Genomic DNA, 21,109 nt, shown 5'->3' on the forward strand with positions numbered 1-21,109 from the left:
CTGACACTCACCCCTGAGCAGCGGCCTCGATCTCGGCGATGTCGATCTTGCCCATCTGCATCATGGCCTTCATGGTGCGGTCGGCGACCGCCGGATCGGCGGAGGTGATCAGCTCCAGCAGGCGGCGCGGGGTGATCTGCCAGGACAGGCCGTAGCGGTCCTTGAGCCACCCGCACGGGCCGTGCTCGCCGCCCTCGCCCAGCCGGTCCCAGAGCCGGTCGACCTCCTCCTGCGACTCGCACAGCACCTCCAGCGACACCGCCTCGGTGAAGTGGAACTGCGGGCCGCCATTGAGCGCGACGAACTGCTGCCCGTGCAGCTCGAACTGCACCACCAGCACCGTGCCCGGCTCGCCCGGGCCGGCCTCGCCGTGGTGCATCACGTGCACGATCCGCGACTCCGGGAAGATCGAGCAGTAGTGCTGCGCGGCCTCCTCGGCCTGGTCGTCGAACCACAGGTTCGGCGTGATCTTCTGGGTGAACTCGTACATGGGTCTATCCCTTCCTCCCGGGAGAACCAGGTTGAAGGGATAGACCCGCTCACGCAGCGGAACTCATCGCAACTAGAACGCCGGGCGCAGCGGCATCCCCGCGTCGGTGCCGTCGAGCTTGACGCCCAGCACCTGGTGCAGCTGCACGTTGTTGCGCTCGAAGCCCAGCTGGCACGCGGCCATGTACAGCCGCCAGACGCGCGCCCGCGCGAGACCGGCCTCGGCGACCGCGGACTTCCAGTTGCGCTCCAGGTTGCGGCACCAGTCGCGCAGCGTCAGCGCGTAGTGCTCGCGCAAGTTCTCCTCGTGGCGCACCTCGAACCCGTGGTCATTCATCGCCGACACCAGCGTGCCCACCGGCTCCAGCTCGCCGTCGGGGAACACGTAGCGGCCGATGAACTTGCCCGGCTTGGCCTTCTGGTGACCGTGCGGCCGGGTGATGCAGTGGTTGAGCATCCGCCCGCCCGGCACCAGCTTGTCCTGCAGGAACGAGAAGTAGTGCGGCAGCTGCTTGACACCGATGTGCTCGGTGAGACCGATCGAGCTGACCGCGTCGAACCCGCTCTCCTGCACGTCGCGGTAGTCCATGTGGCGCACCTCGGCGAGGTCGGCCAGGCCGCGCTCGGCGATGGCCTTCTGCGCCCACTGCGCCTGCTGCCGCGACAGCGTCACGCCCAGCGCCCGCACCCCGTAGTGCTCGGCGGCGTGCATGACCATCCCGCCCCAGCCGCAGCCGACGTCGAGCAGCCGCTGGCCCTTCTTCAGGTCGAGCTTGCGGGCCACCAGGTCGTGCTTGGTGAACTGCGCCTGCTCCAGGGTCGCGTCCTGCTCGGGGTAGACCGCGCAGGTGTAGGCCATCGACGGGCCCAGCACGTACTCGTAGAAGCGGTTGGACACGTCGTAGTGGTACGAGATCGACTGGCTGTCGCGGCGCTTGGAGTGCCGCCACCCGCGCGAGGACCGGTGCTCGACCTCGGGAACCCGCACCGGCCACCAGAACCGGTACCCGGCGAGCTTGAACGCCAGCTCCCGGCGCAGTTCCGGCGGGACGTCGTTGAGCGTCACCGTCGGGAACGCCGCCAGCGCGGTGTACATGTCCCCGTGCACCTCGAGGGCCCCGCTGACGTAGGCGCGGGCGAGCCCGAGCTCACCGGGAGCGGTGGCCAGGTGCGACAACGCCAGCGGCGAGCGGACTTCCACGCACACATCGGATCCGGCGGTGCCTGCCCGGCTGCCGTCGAAAGCGCGGATTTCGATCGACAGATCGTCGCCGAGAATCCGCTCGAACACCCCTGCCCATCCCATCAGAGGGTCTCCTCTCCAGTTTGATGTGTCGTTCCCCCGCGAGTCAGCGCTCGCGTACGCACTTCTCGTACAGCCCCGGCAACCGGCCCTTCGGGTCGTAGGTGTCCTTCAGCCGCTGGTAGACCGGGCGGTTGTACAGCCGCCAGAACTCGTCCTCCTCGAAGTAGGAGTTGGAGTACAGCGACTTGTGCCCGTCGAGCTCGGTGACCTTGCGCTCGATCGCGCGGTTGTGCCTGCCGGGCGCCTCCCCCGGCCGCAGCGGCACGGTCGCCCAGAACCCGACGTTGACGTAGAGCGTGTCGGCGTCCATCGGGTACAGCGGCCAGCCGCGGGTGTCGCTCAACCGCACCGGGCACAGCCAGATCGGCGAGATGCCGATGTCGCGGTGGAAGAACTCCAGGAACTCCGGCAACCGGTCGACGGGGATCTCCACGTCCTGGATCACCGGCTCGTTGAGCCCCTTGCCGCGCAGCACCGCGAGCCGGTCGGTCACCGAGTGCTTGCGGTCCCAGGCGACGATGCGCCGGTAGACGTCCGAGCGCTTGTACTGCGCGGGCCAGAACCGGCGGACCAGCGGGTGCTGCACGCCGATGGCGCGCGAGCACCAGAACCAGTCGGTGTCCCAGCGCCACAGGTAGTCGCGGATGCTCAGGTAGTCGGTGCGGCGCTGCTGCAGCGAGCGGTAGTAGATCTGAGTCCCGGTGTAGTCGCTGGTGAACGGCGCCGAGTCCACGTAGGACCCGAGCGTGAGGTAGTGCTCGCTCGGCGTGAACACCGTGCCGTCGACGAAATCGACCGTCTCGCCGTCGAATTCGCCGTCGGCGCAGATCCGGGCGATCGCCTCGGCGCACTCCTCGGCGGTGCCGAACGGGACGTGCCGGAGCTTGACGAAGGGCTTGACCCGCTCCAGCTCGATCTCCAGCCGCAGCGTGTACCCCAGCGTCCCGTAGGAGTTCGGGAAGCCGCGGAACAGCTCCGCGTGCTCGTTGTCGCGGCGGGCCACCACCACCGACCCGTCACCGGTGAGGACCTCCATCTCGCGCACCGACTCGTGCGGCAAGCCGTTGCGGTAGGAGGTCGACTCGATGCCCAGCCCGGCCACCGCGCCGCCCAGCGTGATGGTCTTGAGCTGCGGCACCACCTTCGGGATGTGCCCGGTCGGCAGCAGCGCGTCCACGATCTGCTCGTAGGTCGCCATGCCCTGGACCTGCGCGGTTCCGGCTTCGGCGTCGACGTCGAAGACCTTGGTGAACCGGCCGACGTCCAGCCCCGGCGACTGCGACGGGTCGCGGAACCGGAAGAGGTTCGAGGTGGGTTTGGCGAGCCGGACCGGTGCTCCGGCCGGCAGTTGTGCGTACTGCGCGACCAGTTCGGCCACGTCGTCGGAATGCTCGCCGATCATCGGCGTTACCCGATCCGCCATACCTCGACCGTAATGCCGGAACCGGAGTCAAGCACCCCCTTCGCAGAGGGTGCCGAACCCGCCCGCAAGCCGACGAACAGCCCAAAACCCAGCGGCATCGGGTGGTTCCGCGATCTTCGGTGATCGCAAAACCGCTGGTTGAGACCACGAAAGCCCGCTGATCACCGGTGCTTGCGTGATACATGCAAGTTCAACGATATTTCGATCACATTTGACGTGATCGGAGTAGTCGTGAACTAGCGCCGCTGCAAGGCCCAAGCCCGCAAACCGCGGAAGCTCTGCACCTTCGTCGGGCCCACCGAAATCAGCTTGTAGCTCTCGTGTCCGCGCAGCGCGGCGGCCAGCTCCCGGTCGATGAGCACCGAAGCCGGGCGGGCCACCGAGGTCAGCCTGCTGGCGATGTTGACCGTCGAGCCGTAGACGTCGCCGAAGCGGGCCAGCACCGGACCGCGCGCGAGACCGATCCGCAGCGGCGGCAGCAGATCGTTCTTGGCGATCTCCTCGTTGAGCGACAGCGCGATCTCCGCGCCCTCCTCCGGGGAATCGGCCACGAACAGCACCTCGTCGCCGACGGTCTTGATGATCCGGCCGTGGTTCTGCGCCACCACCCCGCCCGCCAGCGACTCGAAGCCGTCGATCAGCCGGGTCAGCTCCAGCTCGGTGAAGTCGCGGATGAGCCGCGTGTAGCCGACCAGGTCGGCGAAACCCACCACCTGGACGCGCTCGTCGATGCCCGGGTCGCGCTCGTCGAGCTCGCGGGACACGGTGGCGGCCAGGTGCCGCCGCCACACGTAGTCCTGCATCTTCTCCATCACCGGCACGATCGCGGCCGCCACCTCCGAGGTGGTGTCCGCGTCGGTGGCGAAGGCCTCGCCCAGCAGCGACTTGAACAGCCCGGTCTGCCACTCGGCCAGCCGCGACATGGTCTGCGCCAGCGAGCGGGCCACCGCCGATTCGAGCTCGTCGGGGATCACGTCCGCCGACACCAGCGACACCAGGGCGCGCAGGGCCGCCACGTCGGCGTCGGTGAAGATCACCGAGTCGGCGTCGACGTGGGCGAATCCCATCGCCTGCCACAGCTGCTCGGCGCGCTCCAGCGGCACACCGGCGGCCTCGGCGACCTCGTCCTTGGTGTAGAGGGGCGGCGAACCGAGGAGGATCTCCTCGATCCGCCGGATCCGGTCATCGCGATGTTCGGACAACGAGCACGTCGCAATCAGCTCGGCGGGACACTTCGGAGGGCACCGAGCCGAGGATCCGCCCCTTGAGGGTGTTGAGCCCGCGGCTGCCGACCACCAGCAGATCGGCGCTGTGCTTGTCGGCGGCTTCCACCAGGACCGAGACCGGCTCGCCGACCGAGACGACGGTCTCGACCTCGCCGGCACCGGCCTCGCGGGCGGTGTCCGAGGCGGTCTGCACCGTGTCCTGCGCCGGGGCCGAGCCCATGACCTGGAAGGCCTCGTCGCCGAGCTGGTCGGCGGCGCGCTCCAGCTCCTTCGGGTCGGTCGGGTAGTAGGCGCAGACGATCACCAGCCGCGCCGAGGCGGCAGCGGCGACCTCGGCGGCCCGGCTGACCGCGCGCAGCGAAGGCGCGGAGCCGTCCGTTCCCACGACGACGGTGCGGTAACTGGACATCGCTCTCCCACTTCCTCAGGGACCGACATTTCGACGCTCCGGGTGAGAACACTAACGATCGCGCGCCGCTGCGGTCACGCCCCGTGCCCACCTCCGCACCGCCCCGGTCGAAAACCCCGGTTTTCCTCCCGTCGAAAACCCCGGTTTTCACGCGACGAATGTTGCGGTTTTCGTCGCGCGAATGTTGCGGTTTTCGCGCGGCGGGTGGTGCGGGTTCCGGCGGGAGGTGTGGATCACCTGGGGCGTTGTGGGATGGGACAACGCGAGGCGGGAAGTGTCGTCCGAGCGCACAGCGCGACACTCGATCTCGGCGCGTACGTTTCGCCGCGACCTGTGATTCGACCAATGGAGCCGACCGTGTCAGCACCTGGCCTGCAGCCCGGGCGGGGAGTCCTTCGCCGCAAACCCATCGAGACCATCTCGTCCGACGGCGAGGAGACGGGCCTGAGCAAATCGCTCGGCCTGTGGCAGCTCACCGCCATCGGCGTCGGCGGCATCATCGGCGCCGGCATCTTCTCACTCGCCGGCGCCGTCGCCAACGAGAAGGCCGGGCCCGCCGTGCTGATCTCGTTCCTGCTCGCCGGCATCGCCAGCGCCGCCGCCGCGTTCTCCTACGCCGAGTTCGCCGGCATGATCCCCAAGGCCGGGTCGGCCTACACCTACGGCTACGCGGTGCTCGGCGAGATCGTCGGCTGGCTGATCGGCTGGGACCTGCTGCTGGAGTACACCGCGATCGTCGCGGTGGTCGCGATCAGCATCTCCGGCTACTTCAACGAGCTGCTCGGCTACCTCGGCATCGACCTGCCGACGTGGATGCTGGGCGCGCCCGGCACCGAGAGCGACGACGGCGTTGCGCCCGGCAGCTACGTGGTGAACCTGTTCGCGATGGTGCTGTGCCTGTTCATCGCGTTCATGCTGAACCTGGGGATGAAGAGCGCCGCCCGGTTCGAGACCTTCCTGGTCTACCTCAAGGTCGGCGTGGTGCTGCTGGTCATCGGCGTCGGCGCGTTCTACATCAACACCGGCAACTACACGCCGTTCTTCCCGTTCGGCGCGAGCGGCGCCATCACCGGTGCCGCCACCGTGTTCTTCGCGGTCTTCGGCTACGACGCGATGAGCACCGCCGCCGAGGAGTCCAAGGAAGCCCAGAAGCACATGCCCAAGGCGATCCTGTACTCGCTGGGCATCTCGATGGTGCTCTACGTGCTGGCCTGCCTGGTGCTGACCGGCATGATCCCGTTCCAGCAGATCAACGGCGACAGCGCGTTCGCCTCCGCCTTCGCCGACGTGGGCCTGCCGATGCTCGGCGCGATCATCGGCGTCGGCGCGATCCTGGGCATCCTCACCGTGATGTTCACCTTCATGCTCGGCGTGACGCGGGTGGGCTACTCGATGAGCCGCGACGGCCTGCTGCCCGCGTGGTTCGGCAAGACCCACCCGGTGCGCAAGGTGCCCACCCGCTTCACCTGGCTGATCGGCATCGCCTCGGCCGTCATCGCCGGTGTGCTGCCGATCGGCGAGGCCGCGGAGCTGACCAACATCGGCATCCTGCTGGCGTTCGTGATCGTGTGCGCCGCGGTGATCGTGCTCCGCTACAAGCGGCCCGACCTGCCGCGCGAGTTCAAGACGCCGGGCATGCCGGTGGTGCCGATCATCGGCATCGCCTTCTCGATCTGGCTGGTGACGTTCCTGGAGCCGCTGACCTGGCTGCGGTTCGCGGTCTGGTTCGCGATCGGCCTGATCGTCTACTTCGCCTACGGCTACCGGAAGTCGAAGCTGAACTCCTGATCGCCCGGCACCGGGCCGGCGGACCCCGCCGGTCCGGTGTTGATCGGTTGAGTCGTGTCTGCTGCGTCTCAGCGTGCACTGGATCACAGCGTTATCGAGCACCGGACGCCTACTGTTTTCGCGGGCTTCACCGGTCTCCCCGGTGCTGCCGGGAGTAGGACCGGGCCTCGATGCTGAGGGGTGCATGTGACGCGCGTTCGCGAACTGAGCCCGTACGTGGAGCTGAACCGCGCGCAATGGCGGGAACTGCGCGATTCGCTCCCCCTCCCGCTGAGCGAAGACGAGCTGGTCGCGCTGCGCGGCCTCGGCGAACCGGTGGACCTCGACGAGGTCGCCGACGTCTACCTGCCGCTGTCGCGGCTGATCAGCCTGCAGGTCGCCGCCCGCCAGCGGCTGCACGAGAGCACCACCACGTTCCTCGGCGAGGAGGCCGGTGGCACCAAGGTGCCCTTCGTCATCGGGCTCGCCGGCAGCGTCGCGGTCGGCAAGTCCACCACCGCCCGCATCCTGCGCACCCTGCTGGCCCGCTGGCCCGACCACCCGCGCGTGGACCTGGTGACCACCGACGGGTTCCTGCACTCCAAGGCCGAGCTGGTGCGGCGCGGGCTGATGCACCGCAAGGGCTTCCCGGAGAGCTACGACCGGCGGGCGCTGCTGCGCTTCGTCACCGAGGTCAAGTCCGGGGCGCCCGAGGTCTCGGCCCCGGTGTACTCGCACGTGGCCTACGACATCCTGCCCGGCGAGCGGCACGTGGTGCGCCAGCCCGACATCCTCATCGTCGAGGGCCTCAACGTGCTGCAGCCCGGCCCGAGCCTCACCGTCTCGGACCTGTTCGACTTCTCGATCTACGTCGACGCCCGCACCGAGCACATCGCCCGCTGGTACACCGACCGGTTCCTGGCGCTGCGCAGCACGGCCTTCGCCGACCCGGAGTCGCACTTCCACCACTTCGCGGAGCTCTCCGACGACGAGGCCCGGACCGAGGCCGACCACCTCTGGCGCACCATCAACGAACCCAACCTGGTCGACAACATCCTGCCCACGCGCCCCCGGGCCACCCTGGTCCTGCGCAAGGACATCGACCACTCCATCAACCGGGTCCGCCTCCGCAAGCTCTGACCCCGCCCCGGCGATTCGAATTCCGCGCGACATTCGAGCCCGAAGGGCGTGTCAGGGCAGTGGGGCAGTTTTAGCCATAATCACCCATGATCAATGTCCGTTATGTCCGGACAATTATGGCTAAAACTGTCCCACTGCCCGGCCCAACCGCATCGCCCGGCGCAGTCCCGGTGTCAGCGGTGGCGGGTGCGCTTGGTGAGCAGGAGTTGGAGGTGGGTGTTGAGGCGCTCGGTGGGGTCGGCGAGGTCGATGCCGGTGAGGTCGGTGGCGCGCCGGACCCGGTAGCGCAGGGTGTTGGGGTGCACGTGCAGCGCTGAGCTGGCGGCCTTGACGTCGCCGAAGTGCTCCAGGTACGTCAGCAGGCTGCGGGCCAGGTCCGTGGTGTGCTCGGCGTCGTGGTCGTGCAGCGCGGTGAGCCGGGCGTCCCGGTAGCGCTCGTTGCCCTGCAGGACCGTGAGGATCTCGCTGATCACCACCTGCGCGCGCACGTCGGAGATCGTCGCGACCTCGGCGTCGAGATCGTGCACCAGCGCGTCGAGCACCCGGTCGGCCTCGGTGCGGGACTCGGCGACCTCGTCCAGCGTCGGCACCGCCGACCCCACCCCGACCTGCACGCGCGAGGTCAGGTGCTGCCGGGCGGCGGCCACGATCTCGCGGGTCAGCGACAGCGCCGACTGGGCCGCCGAGCGCTCCGGCAGCTCCGGCAGCAGCACGTACACCCGCGACCCGATCGTCGTCACCAGCGCGCTGCGCCGGTAGGCCGAGGCGTGCACCGAGATCAGGCCGGTCATCTCGGCACGCTGCAGCTCCAGCTCCGAGCGGTCCACGCTGCCGGTCGGCCGCAGCGTGAACACCGCGACCACGGCGGGCCGGTCGGAGTCGGCGCCGATGTTGTCGGCGACCGAGCGCGCGTCGACCCGCCCCTCCAGCAGCCCTGCCAGCAGGTTCTCCCGCAGTCTCGGCCCGGCGGTGGCCTCCGAGCGCTGCCGGATGAGCTGCAGCGCGGCGAGGCGGGCGGCGCCCAGCAGCGCGCGTTCGGAGCGCTCCGACAGCGGCCTGCGCCCCTCCTGCACCCAGATCGACCCGAGCGGCTGGCTGCCCGCGTGGATGCCCACCGCCATCCGCCGCCGGATGCCCAGATCCGGCCGCTCGTCGATGCGCACCACGTCCTCACCGGCGCGAAGCCGCTGGTAGACGCCCCACTCGCGGAGCATCGCCAGGTACTGCTCGGGCCCTTGGCGGCCCAGGATGGACAGCCGCCGCAGCTCGTCGACCTCGTCGTCGGAGCGCGAGTAGGCCAGCACGCGGCTGGCGGTGTCCTCGATGCTGACGATGCCGTCGGTCATCGCCGCCACCGTCTGCGCCAGCGAGAACAGGTCGCCGAGCGCCTCGCCGACGTCGGCGTCACTGGTGAGCCGGGCGTTGTCGATCGCGTTGTGCGCGTAGGCCTCCAGCCGCTCCCAGCGGACCTCCGGCCGCACGCCCAGCAGCGCGACGCCACCGGCGATCGCGGTGTCGCGCAGCGCCCGCGCCTCCGATTCCGAGCCGACCTTGACCGCCACCGCCGGGGCTCCGTCCCGCGCGGCGGCCCGCACCAGCGGCGCCGCCGCCCGGCCGCGCGCGCCGATGACCAGCACGAAGTCGCCGTCGCGAGCGCTGCCGGACTCCTCCTCGGGGTCGACAATGACCACGTCGCGCACCTCGACGTCCAGGCCGCGCGGCGCGGCGAGCACGTCCACCAGCGGGTCGCCGACGGCGGTCAGCAGCTGCCGCAGCGGCACCCCGACCTCGGCCACTCCGACCGACTCGACATCACGCGGCATTTGTCCGATCCCACAAACCGACACCTTCAACGATAGCCAACTGCACAAGCTCCAGGCGTGGGCAGGACCCTAATCTCCAATCAACACACCCACTCGGCGTCTTGAGGAGGCGACAAGGCATGGACGCGATCACCTCGGTACCGGTGCCGTACAACGAGCCGGTCAAGGGCTACGCGCCCGGCTCGCCGGAACGCGAATCGCTGCAGAAGCGCGTGGCCGAGCTGGAGTCCGAGCGCATCGAGCTCACCCAGACCATCGGCGGCGAGCAGCGCATGGCCGGCGGCGACCGCTTCGACGTCGTGCAGCCGCACGACCACGCCCACGTGCTCGGCACCGCCGCCCAGGCCACGGGTCAGGACGTCGCCGACGCCGTGGCCGCCGCCAAGGCCGCTGCCCCCGGCTGGGCCGCGACCTCCTTCGACGAGCGCGCCGCGGTCATCCTGCGCGCCGCCGACCTGCTGGCCGGGCCGTGGCGGGACACCATCAACGGCGCCACCATCCTCGGCCAGTCCAAGTCGGTGCAGCAGGCCGAGATCGACGCCGCCTGCGAGTTCATCGACTTCCTGCGGTTCAACGTGCACTACGCCCGCCAGATCATCGCCGAGCAGCCCCGCTCGGTGCCCGGCGAGTGGAACCGGATGGACTACCGGCCGCTGGACGGGTTCGTCACCGCGATCACCCCGTTCAACTTCACCGCCATCGCGGGCAACCTGCCCACCGCGCCCGCGCTCATGGGCAACACCGTGGTGTGGAAGCCGACGCCGTCGCAGCAGTTCGCCGCGCACTTCACCATGCGGCTGTTCGAGGCCGCCGGCCTGCCGCCCGGCGTGATCAACCTGGTCACCGGCGACGGCCAGGCCGTCAGCGACGTCGCGCTCACCGACCCCGGTTTCGCGGGTCTGCACTTCACCGGCTCCACCGCCACGTTCAAGAAGCTGTGGCGCACCATCGGCGAGCACCTCGACTCCTACCGCAGCTACCCGCGCATCGTGGGCGAGACCGGCGGCAAGGACTTCATCGTCGTGCACCCCTCCGCCGACCCGGCCCCGCTGGCCACCGCGTTCGCCCGCGGCGCCTTCGAGTTCCAGGGCCAGAAGTGCTCGGCGGCGTCCCGCGCCTACGTGCCGCGCTCCATCTGGGAGGGCGGGCTGCGCGAGGAGCTGGCCGACCTGGCGCGCACCATCCGCTTCGGCGACGTCACCGACTTCTCCTACTTCGGCGGCGCCGTCATCGACGCCCGCGCGTTCGCCAAGCACAAGGCGGCGCTCGACCGCGCGAAGGCCACCGACACCATCGAGGTGCTGGCAGGCGGCGGCTACGACGACTCGGTCGGCTACTTCGTCGAGCCCACCGTCCTGGTGTGCAGCGACCCGTCCGACGAGGTGTTCAGCACCGAGTACTTCGGGCCGATCATCGCGGTGCACGTCTACGAGGACGCCGACTACTCCTCGATCCTCGACGTCGTCGACTCCTCCAGCCCCTACGCGCTGACCGGTGCGGTGTTCGCCACCGACCGCTCCGCCATCGACGAGGCGCACCGCAAGCTGCGCGGCGCCGCGGGCAACTTCTACGTCAACGACAAGCCCACCGGTTCCATCGTGTCCCGCCAGCCCTTCGGCGGCAGCCGGGCCTCCGGCACCAACGACAAGGCCGGTTCGCTGCTCAACATCCAGCGCTGGACCAGCCCCCGGGCCATCAAGGAGACCTGGGACGCGCCCACCGACCACACCTACCCGCACATGGGTTGACCGGAACGGGGCGCCCCTCGCCGGGGCGCCCCGGTTGGTGCTGAAACAGCTTGAGCGTGGGGAGAACTCGGTGTTGCGCAGTGCATTGCTGGCCGCAGGACGCTCGCCGTCGGTGCGGCGCCTGGTGGAGGCCAACCCGCTGACCAAACCCGTGGTGCGGCGCTTCGTGCCCGGCACCACCCCCGAGGACGCCGTGGCGGCGACCCGGGAGCTGAGCGGGCACGGCATGTTCGTGACGCTCGACCGGCTCGGCGAGGACACCCTCGAAGCCGGCCAGGCCGACGCCACGGTCCGGGACTACCGGCAGGTCCTCGGCGTGCTCGCCGAGCAGGGCCTGGCCGAGCGGGCCGAGGTGTCGGTGAAGCTGTCCGCGGTGGGCCAGTTCCTGCCGAAGGACGGCGAGAAGATCGCGCTGGACAACGCCCGGCTGATCTGCGAGGCCGCCGGTGCGGCGGGCACGACGGTCACGCTGGACATGGAGGACCACACCACCACCGACTCGACCCTGGGCATCCTGCGCGACCTGCGCGTGGACTTCCCGTGGGTGGGCGCGGTGCTGCAGGCCTATCTGCGGCGCACCGAGCAGGACTGCCGGGACCTGGCGCACGCCGGGTCGCGGGTCCGGTTGTGCAAGGGCGCCTACGCCGAACCGGAGTCGGTGGCGTTCCAGGACAAGTCCGAAGTGGACCGCTCCTACGTCCGGTGCCTGAAGGTGCTGATGGGCGGCGAGGGCTACCCGATGGTCGCCTCGCACGACCCCCGGATGATCGCCATCGCCGGTGATCTCGCGGCCCGCCACGGCCGCTCGGCGGCGGACTTCGAGTACCAGATGCTCTACGGCATCCGCCCGGACGAGCAGCGCCGCATCGCCGCCGAGGGCGGCAGGATCCGCGTCTACGCGGCCTACGGCGACGAGTGGTACGGCTACTTCATGCGCCGCCTCGCCGAACGCCCCGCCAACCTCGCCTTCTTCCTCCGCTCCCTCGCCACCCAGGGCTGACCCCGGTCGAAAACCCCGGTTTTCGTCGCGTCAAAAACCCCGGTTTTCGTCGCGTGAAAACCGGGGTTTTCGACAGGAGGACCTCCGATCAGGGGAGGGTTGTGATGCGGTCGGCCGGGGGTGGGGCGATGCCCGGGTGGGCGTCGAGGTAGGCGAGGAAGGCGTCGAGGTCGACCGGGCCGCCGGCGATGTCGGTGCCCTTGGTGAACTCGGTGAAGCCGTCGCCGCCTCCGGCGAGGAAGTTGTTCACCGAGATCCGGTACGGCGCGTTCGGGTCGACCGGTTGTCCGTTGATGCTGATCTCGGTGACCTTCGAGCCGATCGGGGCGCTCGCCGAGTAGCTGTAGCGCAGCCCGGCCGAGACCTGCAGGACGTTGGTCTCCTCCGGGGTCCACTGCTGCTCCAGGACGGCCTTGAGCTGGGCACCGGTGAGCGTCATGGTCTGCATGATGTTGCCGAAGGGCTGCACCGCGAACGCCTCGCCGTAGGTGACCACCCCGTCGCCCTCCCCGTTCGGCGAACCGGGGAACAGCAGGTCGGCGCGGATGCCACCGGGGTTGGTGATGGCGACCTGCGGCGAGTTGGCCGCGGTGGCCTCGAACTGCGCGTCGGCGATGACGTCGCCCAGCGGCGACTCGCCGGACGGGGCACCGGCGCGCGGGAGGTCGGCGGTGATGCTGCCGACCGGGCGGTTGGCGATGGGGGCCGCCTTGGTCGCGGCCTCGTCGATCAGCGCCTGGGCGTCCGGGTCGGCGGGCACGTCGCGGGTGACGATCTCGTTGCGCGCCCGGCTCTCCCCGCGCACGACGTCCTGGGTGGCCCGGTCGATCGTGAGGTCGGCGACCGACAGCAGCCGCCCGTAGGAGGCGCCCTGCAGCACCGGGCGCGGGTTGCCGGCCGGGTCGTCGATGGTGCAGCTGTACTGCGAGTGGCTGTGCCCGCTGAAGATCACGTCGACGTTCGGCGAGGCCGCCTGGGCGATCGCGGCGGCCGGGCCGCCCGGGGTGAGGTCGCAGTCGTCGGGTCCACCGCCCTCGGTCGCGTCCCCCTGGTGCAGCAGCACGACCTGCGCCTTCACGCCCATGCCGTCGAGCACCCGCGAGGTGCGGTTGATGGCCTCGACCTCGTCGCCGAACTTCAGGCCCTCGATGGCGCCGGGCGCCACCACCGACGGCAGGTCTTCCAGCGTCGCGCCGATGATGCCCACGCGCGTGCCGCCGACGGTCCGCACGTCGAAGGGCTTGAGCGCGGGACGCCCGTCGTCGAAGGTGACGTTGGCGCCCAGCTGCTCGAAGTCCGCGCCGGGGAACGACTCCCGGAACTGGCAGCCGTCGACGGGGTGGCACCCGCCGTCGGACATCCGCCGCAGCTCCTCGAAGCCCTCGTCGAACTCGTGGTTGCCGACGACGGAGGTGGTCACGCCGAGCTGGTTGAGGAACGCGATGGTGGGCTCGTCGTGGAACAGGGCGCTGTTGACCGGCGAGGCGCCCACGTTGTCCCCGGCCGAGAGCACCAGCGAGTCCGGCACCTGCTCGCGCAGCCGCTTGACGTGCGTGGCCAGGTACTGCGCACCGCCCGCCTCGACGCTGCTGCCGTCGGGCAGGGTGACCGAACCGGACGAACCGGCCGGCGGTTCGAGGTTGCCGTGCAGGTCGTTGAACGTGATGAGCCGGACCTGGGTCGTCGCGGGGTCTCCCGCGCTCCCCGGGGTTCCGGCGGCGACGGGAGCCGTCACCGCGGCCGCCGCGGCCAGCGCGGCCGCCCCCAGTGCCGTCAGACGGCCGAACCGAGCTGTCTTCACACCCTTTTCCTTCCGCTCCAGCGCCCCGGCGCTCCCCGACCGCCGGGAGGACGACAGCGGCATCCTCCCCCGCCCGAATGTCCTGAACCAGAACGAACAGGTGAATGTCTGGAATCCGTCACGTCCTCGCCGCCGCGCTCCGGTGCTCCGCACCAGGTGAGAAAGCGCCGGGAAAGCCCGCTTCCGCAGGATGGACTCCGATTTGGACGGGGCACCGGCGGACTTCGTTCACCGTGGGGGAGCGATCGGACATGCATTCGGGCACGACGGATCTCTCCACCTTCCCGGGGCTCCCCGGCGGGGGCGAACTGGTCACCGACGGCGACGACCTGCACGCCTCCGACCTGGGCAACATCGTCGACCGCAGGCCGGCCGCGATCCTGCGCCCCCGCTCCACCGCCGACGTCGCCGTCACCGCCGCCTGGTGCGCGCGCAACGGCGTCCCGCTGCGCGCCCATGGCACCCTGCACACCACCGGCGGGCAGGCGCTGTGCCCGTCGGGCGGGGTGCAGGTCGACATGCGCAGCCTCAACCTCATCCACGCCGTCACCGACGAGCACGCCGACGTCGAGGCCGGGGTGCTGCTGCGCGACGTCGTCTGGCACGCGTGGCTGCGCGGGCTCCGCATGACCTCCGGGCCGACCGGGTACCTACAGCTGAGCACCGGTGGCGTGCTCAGCGTCGGCGGGATCTCCAGCGTGCCCGCCGAGGGCGCGATCATCGACCGGGTGCGGGCCGTCGAGGTGGTGACGCCGACGGGCGCGGTGCGCTGGTGCACGCCGCAGCGCAACGGCTCGCTGTTCCGGGCCGTGCTCGGCGGGCTCGGCCGCGCGGGCATCATCACCCGCGCCCGGCTGGCGCTGACCCCGGTGCCGCCGCGGGCCCGGGTCTACGACGCGAACTTCTCGTCGTTGCAGGCAGCGGTGGACACCGCGCGGGTCCTGGTCGACCGCGACGAGGTCGACGACGTGCTGATCCGCTGGTACGCGCCGCACCGCGACCGCTACCAGCTGCGCTTCACCGCCTACCACCACCCGGACCTGCCGCCGGACGACGCGCACCTCGTGCGCGGTCTCGACCTGGCCCCGCAGACCTGGGACATCTCCTACTGGGAGTTCGCGATCAGCACCGACAACCGCTACGACCCGTTCGTGACGGCCGGGTGGAACCGGGTGCACAAGGTGTGGGCGGACTACTTCCTGCCGGACCGCGCGCTGGACGGGTTCCTGGCGGCCACCATGCCCGAGATCACCGAGCTCGACCTCAGCGAGACCAGCATCGGCCTGCTGTTCCCGCACCGCCGCTCCTCGTTCACCCGCCCCGGTCTGCGGGTTCCCGACGACGACGTGGTGTGGCTGTTCGACGTGCTCTCCGACGGGGTGGGCCAGACCGACCCGTTCTGGCTGCCCGACCGGCTCCGCCGCAACCAGCGCTGGCGGCGCCGCGCCGAGTCGATGGGCGGCACGCTCTACCCGATCGGCACGGACCTCGAACCGCACGCCCACGAGCTGGTCCTCCCCCAGCCGGAGCGGATGGCCGCCGACGACCCGTGCTTCAGGTGAGCTCGAGGCCGCGGGCCTCGGCCCGGAACGCCAGCGGGCTCCGGCCGTCGTGCTTGCGGAAGAACTTGCTGAAGTCGCCCGGTGCCGTGAACCCGAGGTGGCGGGCGACGTCGGCCGAGGAGCGGTCGGTGTGCACGAGCAGGCGCTTGGCCTCCAGGATGATCCGGTCGTCGAGGTAGGCCTTGGCCGAGCGGCCGGTGGCCGACAGGGTGGCGCGGGTGAGGGTGCGCGTGCTGTAGCCGAGGCCGGCGGCGTAGTCGGCGACGCGGTGGGTGCGGGTGAAGTCGCGTTCCACGGCGTCCCGGAACCGCTCGAACGGTCCTCCCGACGGGATGCTCGGCGGCGGCGCGGAACCCGCGTGGGCCAGCCTGAGCAGCAGCACCTCCAGCAGCCTGCGCAGTGACCGGTTGTGCGCCTCCAGGGTCATCGACCCCAGGTCGGCGTAGTCGCAGACCAGGTGGCGCAGCGCCAGGTCCACGGCGTTGCGCCGCGCGCCCGCGGGCAGCACCGGCGTCTCCGGCGGGGGCGGGTCGACGGGGACGAAACCGGGGCGCCAGATGACGATCGTGCCGCGCGAGCGGGTCAGCGCGCCGTACTGGTGGACCTGGCCGGGGCGCACCCACAACCAGCCGCCGGGCGGGATGACGTGCTCGGTGAAGTCGACGGTGTGCCGCAGCGGATCGGCGTCGGCGTGGACGTGGATCAGGTGGTGGAAGTCGGGGCGCTGCGGGCCGCCCAGGTCGATCTCGCGGCGCCGCGCCCGCGAGCGCAGCTCGGCGAAGTCGATGACGTCCATGCCGATCGGGGCGTTCAACCCCGGCCGGTAGGCCACGTCGGTGATCTCGGTCATCTCACCGCTGTCCGATTCTGCCCATCATGTGTCGCCAGCATACCCGCTCACCTGCGGGATCGGGACTTAGCGTGGAGTCATCAGCGAGAAGTGACCGAAAAGGAGAAGCGTGCGACTCGTCGTGGGGATGACCGGAGCGACCGGGGCGCCGCTCGGTGTGCGGCTGCTGGAGCAGCTGCGGGAGCTGCCCGAGGTGGAGACCCACCTGGTGCTGAGCCGCTGGGCGCGGGCCACCGCGGAGCTGGAGACCGGGCTGAGCATCAAGGAGATCGGCGCGCTCGCCGACGTCGTCTACAACCCCGACGACCAGGGCGCGAGCATCTCGTCGGGTTCCTACCGCACCGACGGCATGGTGATCGTGCCGTGCTCGATGAAGACCCTCGCCGGCATCCGCGCCGGCTACGCCGACGGCCTGGTGGCGCGCGCGGCGGACGTGACGATCAAGGAACGCCGTCCGCTGGTGATCGTGCCGCGCGAGACGCCGCTGAGCGAGATCCACCTGGAGAACATGCTCGCGCTCTCGCGGATGGGCGTGCGGATCGTGCCGCCCATGCCGGCCTTCTACAACAACCCGACCTCGATCGACGACTTCGTCGAGCACATCACCGCCCGCGTCCTCGACCAGCTCGACCTGCCCGCCCCGGCGGCGCAGCGCTGGGAGGGCCTGCGCGCCGCCAAGCTCAAGGTTTCCTGAGCCCCACGAAGGAGAAGTACAACGATGGCCTACGACGACCTGCGGTCGTTCCTGGACGCTCTCGAGAAGGAGGGGCAGCTGCTGCGGATCGGCGAGGAGGTGTCCCCCGAACCTGATCTGGCGGCGGCGGCCAACGCCGCGGGCCGCATCGGCGAAGGCGCCCCGGCGCTGTGGTTCGACAACGTCACCGGCTTCACCGACGCGCGGATCGCGATGAACGTGCACGGTTCCTGGCGCAACCACGCGCTGGCGCTGGGCCTGCCGAAGGAGACCTCGACCCGCGAGCAGGTCGAGGAGTTCGCGCGCCGCTGGGACGACTTCCCCGTCACCCCGGTCCGCCGCGAGGACCCGCCGTGGCAGGAGAACAGCGTCTCCGGCGACGAGGTGAACCTCTTCGACGTGCTGCCGCTGTTCCGGCTCAACGACGGTGACGGCGGGTTCTACCTGGACAAGGCCGCGGTCGTCTCGCGCGACCCGGACGAGCCGGAGAACTTCGACAAGCAGAACCTGGGCATCTACCGGATCGAGGTGATCGGCACGGATCGCCTGGCGCTGCAACCGGTTCCGATGCACGACATCGCCCAGCACCTGCGCAAGGCCGAGGAGCTCGGCGAGGACCTGCCGGTGGCGATCACCCTGGGCAACGACCCGGTGGTGCCGATCGTGGCGGGCATGCCGATGGCCTACGACCAGTCCGAGTACGAGATGGCCGGTGCGCTGCGCGGTGAGCCGATGCCGATCGCGACCGCGCCGCTGACCGGTTTCGACGTGCCGTGGGGCTCGGAGGTCGTCATCGAGGGCCACATCGAGTCGCGGGTGCGGCAGATCGAGGGCCCGTTCGGCGAGTTCACCGGGCACTACTCGGGCGGCAGGCGGATGCCGGTGGTGCGCATCGAGCGGATCTCCTACCGCACCCGCCCGATCTTCGAGTCGCTGTACCTGGGGATGCCCTGGACCGAGTGCGACTACCTCGTGGGACCGAACACGTGCGTGCCGCTGCTCAAGCAGCTGCGCGCGGAGTTCCCCGAGGTCAAGGCCGTCAACGCGATGTACACGCACGGCCTGCTGGTGATCATCTCGACGGCCAAGCGCTACGGCGGTTTCGCCAAGGCGGTGGGGATGCGCGCGATGACCACACCGCACGGCCTGGGCTACGTCAGCCAGGTGATCCTGGTCGACGAGGACGTGGACCCGTTCGACCTGCCGCAGGTCATGTGGGCGCAGTCGGCGAAGGTCAACCCGTCCGAGGACGTGGTGGTGATCCCGAACCTGTCGGTGGTGGAGCTGGCTCCGGCCTCCCAGCCGGCGGGCGTCACCAGCAAGATGATCATCGACGCGACCACTCCGGTGAAGCCCGACGTGCGCGGCAACTTCGGCACCCCCACCAAGGACCTCCCGGAGACCGCCGAGTGGGCCGACCGCCTGCGCTCCCTGATCGCCCAACGCTGAGACTTCCCGCGCGGAAAGGAATTCCGATGCAGACCCTCTGCCCCCGCTGCGCCGACCCGGAGATCCGCACGGTGACGACCTCACCGGTGCCGGACGCCTGGGAGGTGCTGCAGTGCCCGCGCTGCCTGTACATGTGGCGCACCACCGAACCGGCCCGCCGCACCAGCCGCGAGCACTACCCCGAGCAGTTCCGCCTCACCCCGGAGGCCATCGCGAACGCCTCCGAGGTCCCGACCATCCCGCCGCTGCGGAGCTAGAGCCTCCCCGCGAGGACGCTTCTGCCTTCGCCGTCGAGTTCGGTGAAGGCTGCGGACCGGCCTGCGAGCGTCATCAGCAGCGCTTCGGCCGGTCCGCGCACCTCCGGGCCGTCGCCGCGGCTCCAGTCGAGGTCGGTGGCGACCAGGCGGAGCCCGGCGGCGCGCTTCTTGGCGCCGACCGGCGGCGCTTTCATCGCCAGGTCGAGCACCACTCGGAGCCGTTCCGGCGGGATCTCGCGCGGCTGCCCGAGCGGGCGGCGGATGTCCTGGTGGTGGATCGTGGCGTCCACCAGCGGGATCATGCCGCCGTTGACCGTGATCGGGCCGGTGGGACGCAGGTTCGCGCGCAACCGGTCGAGCAGTTCGCCGGTGCTGCGGGACCGGGACTCGGCGACCAGGCCCTCGTTGATCGCACCGGGCCGGAACCCCGCGCGGACGGCCCGCTTGAGCACGCCCGGCCAGCTCAGGTCGTCGTAGCTGATCACGTGGGCGACCACGTCGCGGACCCGCCAGCCCGCGCACAGCGTCGGCTCCTCCCACTGCCCGCGGGTGAGCGTGGCGAGGTAGTCGGCGAGGTCGCCGCGTTCGGCGACGGCCAGCTCCATGGTCTCGGCGCGGCTCATCGTGCCCTCCAGACTCCGGCGGACCGCATCCTCTCACGACCGGGGTCCGAGGGTGTCCGGTTCGGGCGGGTTCACGGCAGGCCGGGCCCTCGGCAGTCGACGTCCCCGGCCGGAAGCGCGCCGGTGAGCAGGTAGTGCGCCGCCGCGTCGTCCACGCAGGAGTTGCGCTGGCTGGCGAACACGCCGTGCGAGTAGGACTCGTGCAGGAGCACCATCCGCGAACCGGGCAGCCGGGCCTGCATCCGGCGGGCGCCGTCGAGCGGCGTGGTCGGGTCGTGGTCGGCCTGGGTGAGCAGGACCGGCGGCATCGACGGGTGGCCGAACCGGGCTGTTTCCCGGGGTTTCGGCCAGTAGGCGCAGGTGGCGGCTTCGAGTCCGGTGAGGACCGGTTCCGGGTCGGCGGCCCGCAGCGCGCGGATCGAACCGAGGACCTCGCGTTCGTCGGGACGGCCGCTGTCGGCGCACTTGACGGTGCGCAGGGCGGCCTCGTAGTTGCGGGATTCCGGGTCGGACTCGGGCAACGCCGGGCTCAGCGGGGTGCCCTCGTGCAGGTGAGCGGCCAGATCGCGGGCGAAGGGCTCCCAGCGCTCGGTGCGGGAGAGGGTCTTGTAGACCAGGTTGTCGAACTCCGCCGGGCCGAAGTCGCCGGAGAGGTTCGCACGCGCGGCCGAGTAGTTCCGGCGCACCTGCTCCTCGGTGTCGCCGAGGCCGAATTCCGGGTGAGCGGCGACCCATTCGAAGAGGACGTCGCGCTGGTCGAGCATCGCGAAGGCCTGCCGGACGTCGAAGTCGTGCCAGCGGTCGGGACCGACCGCGCTGTCGAGCACCACGCGTCCGACTCGATCGGGGAACTGGGCGGCGTAGGCGGCGCCGAGGTAGGTGCCGTAGGAGACGCCGAGGTAGTTCAGCTTCGGCTCGCCGAGAGCCGCGCGGATCCGGTCCAGGTCGCGCGCGGTGCTCATCGTGCTCATCCGCGACGCGTCCGGGTTGTGCCGCAGGCAGTCGTCGGCCATCGCGCGTAATCGGCCCAGGTACCGGCTTTCCGCCTCCTCACCGGCCGGAACCGGTTCGGGCGCGGGGTGGTCGAAGAGCCCACCGAGCTCGCCGCAGTCCAGGGGCGCGCTGCGCCCGACGCCGCGCGGGTCGAAGCCGATGATGTCGTAGCCGCGGCGCACCGACTCCGGCAGCTTCTCGCCCTTGCTGACCGCGTACTCCAGCCCCGAGCCGCCCGGCCCTCCGGGGTTGACCAGCAGCGCTCCGCGGTACTCGGCCGGGGTTCCGGTCGCCCGCACCCGCGAGATCGCGATCGGGATCGAGCGGTCCCCGTCTCCCAGCGGTGCGGACAGCTCCGCGCACTCGGCACCGTCGAAGGGGCACGGACCGAACTCCAGGGGGTCGGCGGCCGCGGGGGCTGCGGTGAGTGCGGGGGCCAGCAGCGTCAGGGCCACCGCCGAGCGAAGCGCTCTCATCAAGTCGGGTTCACATCCCTACGGCGTGTTGTCATCGTTGTTGAAAATGATTATCATCGCCGAGCGTTGCACG

Annotated in this window: 18 protein-coding genes; 8 read left to right on the plus strand and 10 right to left on the minus strand. The window is 70.5% G+C overall.

The features are described 5' to 3' along the window. Positions 1-7: 7 nt before the first annotated feature. The 5 genes from BM424_RS00275 to BM424_RS00295 all read right to left on the minus strand — a co-directional run bounded on the left by BM424_RS00275 (position 8) and on the right by BM424_RS00295 (position 4,853). Positions 8-490 carry a VOC family protein gene (locus tag BM424_RS00275; protein WP_093412766.1) on the minus strand — a complete coding sequence of 161 codons (483 nt, stop codon included), beginning with the start codon at positions 488-490 and terminating at the stop codon, positions 8-10. Positions 491-562: 72 nt separating this feature from the next. Continuing rightward, the gene (locus BM424_RS00280) at positions 563-1,795 is read right to left on the minus strand and encodes an SAM-dependent methyltransferase (protein ID WP_093412768.1); all 1,233 of its coding nucleotides are present in this window, start codon (positions 1,793-1,795) and stop codon (positions 563-565) included. 43 nt (positions 1,796-1,838) lie between these two features. Further along, positions 1,839-3,218 (minus strand): FAD-binding oxidoreductase, encoded by a 1,380-nt coding sequence (locus BM424_RS00285; RefSeq protein ID WP_093412771.1) that lies wholly within the window; start codon positions 3,216-3,218, stop codon positions 1,839-1,841. A 236-nt stretch (positions 3,219-3,454) separates the two neighbouring features. Then, on the minus strand, positions 3,455-4,420 hold the full coding sequence (locus BM424_RS00290; protein WP_245775511.1) for an adenylate/guanylate cyclase domain-containing protein: 966 nt from the start codon (positions 4,418-4,420) through the stop codon (positions 3,455-3,457). Then, on the minus strand, positions 4,401-4,853 hold the full coding sequence (locus tag BM424_RS00295) for a universal stress protein (RefSeq protein ID WP_093412773.1): 453 nt from the start codon (positions 4,851-4,853) through the stop codon (positions 4,401-4,403). Before BM424_RS00295 ends, BM424_RS00290 begins: the two co-directional genes overlap by 20 nt. 357 nt (positions 4,854-5,210) lie before the next feature. Here BM424_RS00295 and BM424_RS00300 point away from each other — a divergent pair, with 357 nt between their 5' ends. Beyond that, positions 5,211-6,641 carry an amino acid permease gene (locus BM424_RS00300; RefSeq protein ID WP_245775512.1) on the plus strand — a complete coding sequence of 477 codons (1,431 nt, stop codon included), beginning with the start codon at positions 5,211-5,213 and terminating at the stop codon, positions 6,639-6,641. Positions 6,642-6,827: 186 nt separating this feature from the next. Further along, entirely contained in the window at positions 6,828-7,760 is a 933-nt protein-coding gene (gene coaA / locus BM424_RS00305) for a type I pantothenate kinase (RefSeq protein ID WP_093412778.1), read from the plus strand. Positions 7,761-7,933: 173 nt separating this feature from the next. Here the strand turns inward: coaA and BM424_RS00310 are convergent, their stop codons facing one another. After that, entirely contained in the window at positions 7,934-9,583 is a 1,650-nt protein-coding gene (locus BM424_RS00310) for a PucR family transcriptional regulator (protein ID WP_093412782.1), read from the minus strand. A 119-nt stretch (positions 9,584-9,702) separates the two neighbouring features. Here BM424_RS00310 and pruA point away from each other — a divergent pair, with 119 nt between their 5' ends. Together pruA and BM424_RS00320 are read left to right on the plus strand one after the other, a co-directional pair. After that, the gene (gene pruA, locus BM424_RS00315; RefSeq protein WP_093412785.1) at positions 9,703-11,331 is read left to right on the plus strand and encodes an L-glutamate gamma-semialdehyde dehydrogenase; all 1,629 of its coding nucleotides are present in this window, start codon (positions 9,703-9,705) and stop codon (positions 11,329-11,331) included. Positions 11,332-11,401: 70 nt separating this feature from the next. Beyond that, on the plus strand, positions 11,402-12,331 hold the full coding sequence (locus tag BM424_RS00320; protein ID WP_093412788.1) for a proline dehydrogenase family protein: 930 nt from the start codon (positions 11,402-11,404) through the stop codon (positions 12,329-12,331). Between the two features lie 88 nt (positions 12,332-12,419). Here the strand turns inward: BM424_RS00320 and BM424_RS00325 are convergent, their stop codons facing one another. Continuing rightward, on the minus strand, positions 12,420-14,195 hold the full coding sequence (locus BM424_RS00325; protein ID WP_093412790.1) for a bifunctional metallophosphatase/5'-nucleotidase: 1,776 nt from the start codon (positions 14,193-14,195) through the stop codon (positions 12,420-12,422). Positions 14,196-14,383: 188 nt separating this feature from the next. Between BM424_RS00325 and BM424_RS00330 the strand changes: the two genes are divergently transcribed. After that, complete coding sequence (locus BM424_RS00330; protein WP_175547881.1) at positions 14,384-15,694, plus strand: FAD-binding protein; 1,311 nt, start codon at positions 14,384-14,386, stop codon at positions 15,692-15,694. Here BM424_RS00330 and BM424_RS00335 read toward each other — a convergent pair. Next, positions 15,687-16,544 (minus strand): helix-turn-helix domain-containing protein, encoded by an 858-nt coding sequence (locus BM424_RS00335; RefSeq protein WP_217649594.1) that lies wholly within the window; start codon positions 16,542-16,544, stop codon positions 15,687-15,689. The two genes, BM424_RS00330 and BM424_RS00335, sit on opposite strands and share 8 nt — an antisense overlap. A 109-nt stretch (positions 16,545-16,653) precedes the next feature. Here BM424_RS00335 and BM424_RS00340 point away from each other — a divergent pair, with 109 nt between their 5' ends. The 3 genes from BM424_RS00340 to BM424_RS00350 are packed head-to-tail and all read left to right on the plus strand — an operon-like array spanning position 16,654 to position 18,944. Next, positions 16,654-17,238: a non-oxidative hydroxyarylic acid decarboxylases subunit B gene (locus BM424_RS00340; protein ID WP_093412796.1), complete on the plus strand. Its 585-nt coding sequence runs from the start codon at positions 16,654-16,656 to the stop codon at positions 17,236-17,238. Between the two features lie 24 nt (positions 17,239-17,262). After that, positions 17,263-18,687: a non-oxidative hydroxyarylic acid decarboxylases subunit C gene (locus tag BM424_RS00345; protein WP_093412798.1), complete on the plus strand. Its 1,425-nt coding sequence runs from the start codon at positions 17,263-17,265 to the stop codon at positions 18,685-18,687. 26 nt (positions 18,688-18,713) lie between these two features. Continuing rightward, on the plus strand, positions 18,714-18,944 hold the full coding sequence (locus BM424_RS00350; RefSeq protein ID WP_093412801.1) for a non-oxidative hydroxyarylic acid decarboxylases subunit D: 231 nt from the start codon (positions 18,714-18,716) through the stop codon (positions 18,942-18,944). Here BM424_RS00350 and BM424_RS00355 read toward each other — a convergent pair. Together BM424_RS00355 and BM424_RS00360 are read right to left on the minus strand one after the other, a co-directional pair. Continuing rightward, positions 18,941-19,567: a maleylpyruvate isomerase family mycothiol-dependent enzyme gene (locus BM424_RS00355; RefSeq protein WP_217649595.1), complete on the minus strand. Its 627-nt coding sequence runs from the start codon at positions 19,565-19,567 to the stop codon at positions 18,941-18,943. The two genes, BM424_RS00350 and BM424_RS00355, sit on opposite strands and share 4 nt — an antisense overlap. A gap of 71 nt (positions 19,568-19,638) precedes the next feature. Next, positions 19,639-21,036, minus strand: a complete 1,398-nt coding sequence (locus BM424_RS00360) for an alpha/beta hydrolase (RefSeq protein WP_093412803.1) — start codon at positions 21,034-21,036, stop codon at positions 19,639-19,641. Between the last annotated feature and the right edge of the window lie 73 nt (positions 21,037-21,109).

Source organism: Saccharopolyspora flava (assembly GCF_900116135.1).
Classification (GTDB): Bacteria; Actinomycetota; Actinomycetes; order Mycobacteriales; family Pseudonocardiaceae; genus Saccharopolyspora; species Saccharopolyspora flava.

Bases quoted from the DNA above. Each gene is read 5' to 3' on its own strand.
- BM424_RS00275 (WP_093412766.1), bottom strand. From the start codon at position 490: ATGTACGAGTTCACCCAGAAGATCACGCCGAACCTGTGGTTCGACGAC.
- BM424_RS00280 (WP_093412768.1), bottom strand. From the start codon at position 1,795: ATGGGATGGGCAGGGGTGTTCGAGCGGATTCTCGGCGACGATCTGTCG.
- BM424_RS00285 (WP_093412771.1), bottom strand. From the start codon at position 3,218: ATGGCGGATCGGGTAACGCCGATGATCGGCGAGCATTCCGACGACGTG.
- BM424_RS00295 (WP_093412773.1), bottom strand. From the start codon at position 4,853: ATGTCCAGTTACCGCACCGTCGTCGTGGGAACGGACGGCTCCGCGCCT.
- BM424_RS00310 (WP_093412782.1), bottom strand. From the start codon at position 9,583: ATGCCGCGTGATGTCGAGTCGGTCGGAGTGGCCGAGGTCGGGGTGCCG.
- pruA (WP_093412785.1), top strand. From the start codon at position 9,703: ATGGACGCGATCACCTCGGTACCGGTGCCGTACAACGAGCCGGTCAAG.
- BM424_RS00325 (WP_093412790.1), bottom strand. From the start codon at position 14,195: ATGCCGCTGTCGTCCTCCCGGCGGTCGGGGAGCGCCGGGGCGCTGGAG.
- BM424_RS00330 (WP_175547881.1), top strand. From the start codon at position 14,384: ATGCATTCGGGCACGACGGATCTCTCCACCTTCCCGGGGCTCCCCGGC.
- BM424_RS00335 (WP_217649594.1), bottom strand. From the start codon at position 16,544: ATGACCGAGATCACCGACGTGGCCTACCGGCCGGGGTTGAACGCCCCG.
- BM424_RS00345 (WP_093412798.1), top strand. From the start codon at position 17,263: ATGGCCTACGACGACCTGCGGTCGTTCCTGGACGCTCTCGAGAAGGAG.
- BM424_RS00350 (WP_093412801.1), top strand. From the start codon at position 18,714: ATGCAGACCCTCTGCCCCCGCTGCGCCGACCCGGAGATCCGCACGGTG.
- BM424_RS00355 (WP_217649595.1), bottom strand. From the start codon at position 19,567: ATGAGCCGCGCCGAGACCATGGAGCTGGCCGTCGCCGAACGCGGCGAC.
- BM424_RS00360 (WP_093412803.1), bottom strand. From the start codon at position 21,036: ATGAGAGCGCTTCGCTCGGCGGTGGCCCTGACGCTGCTGGCCCCCGCA.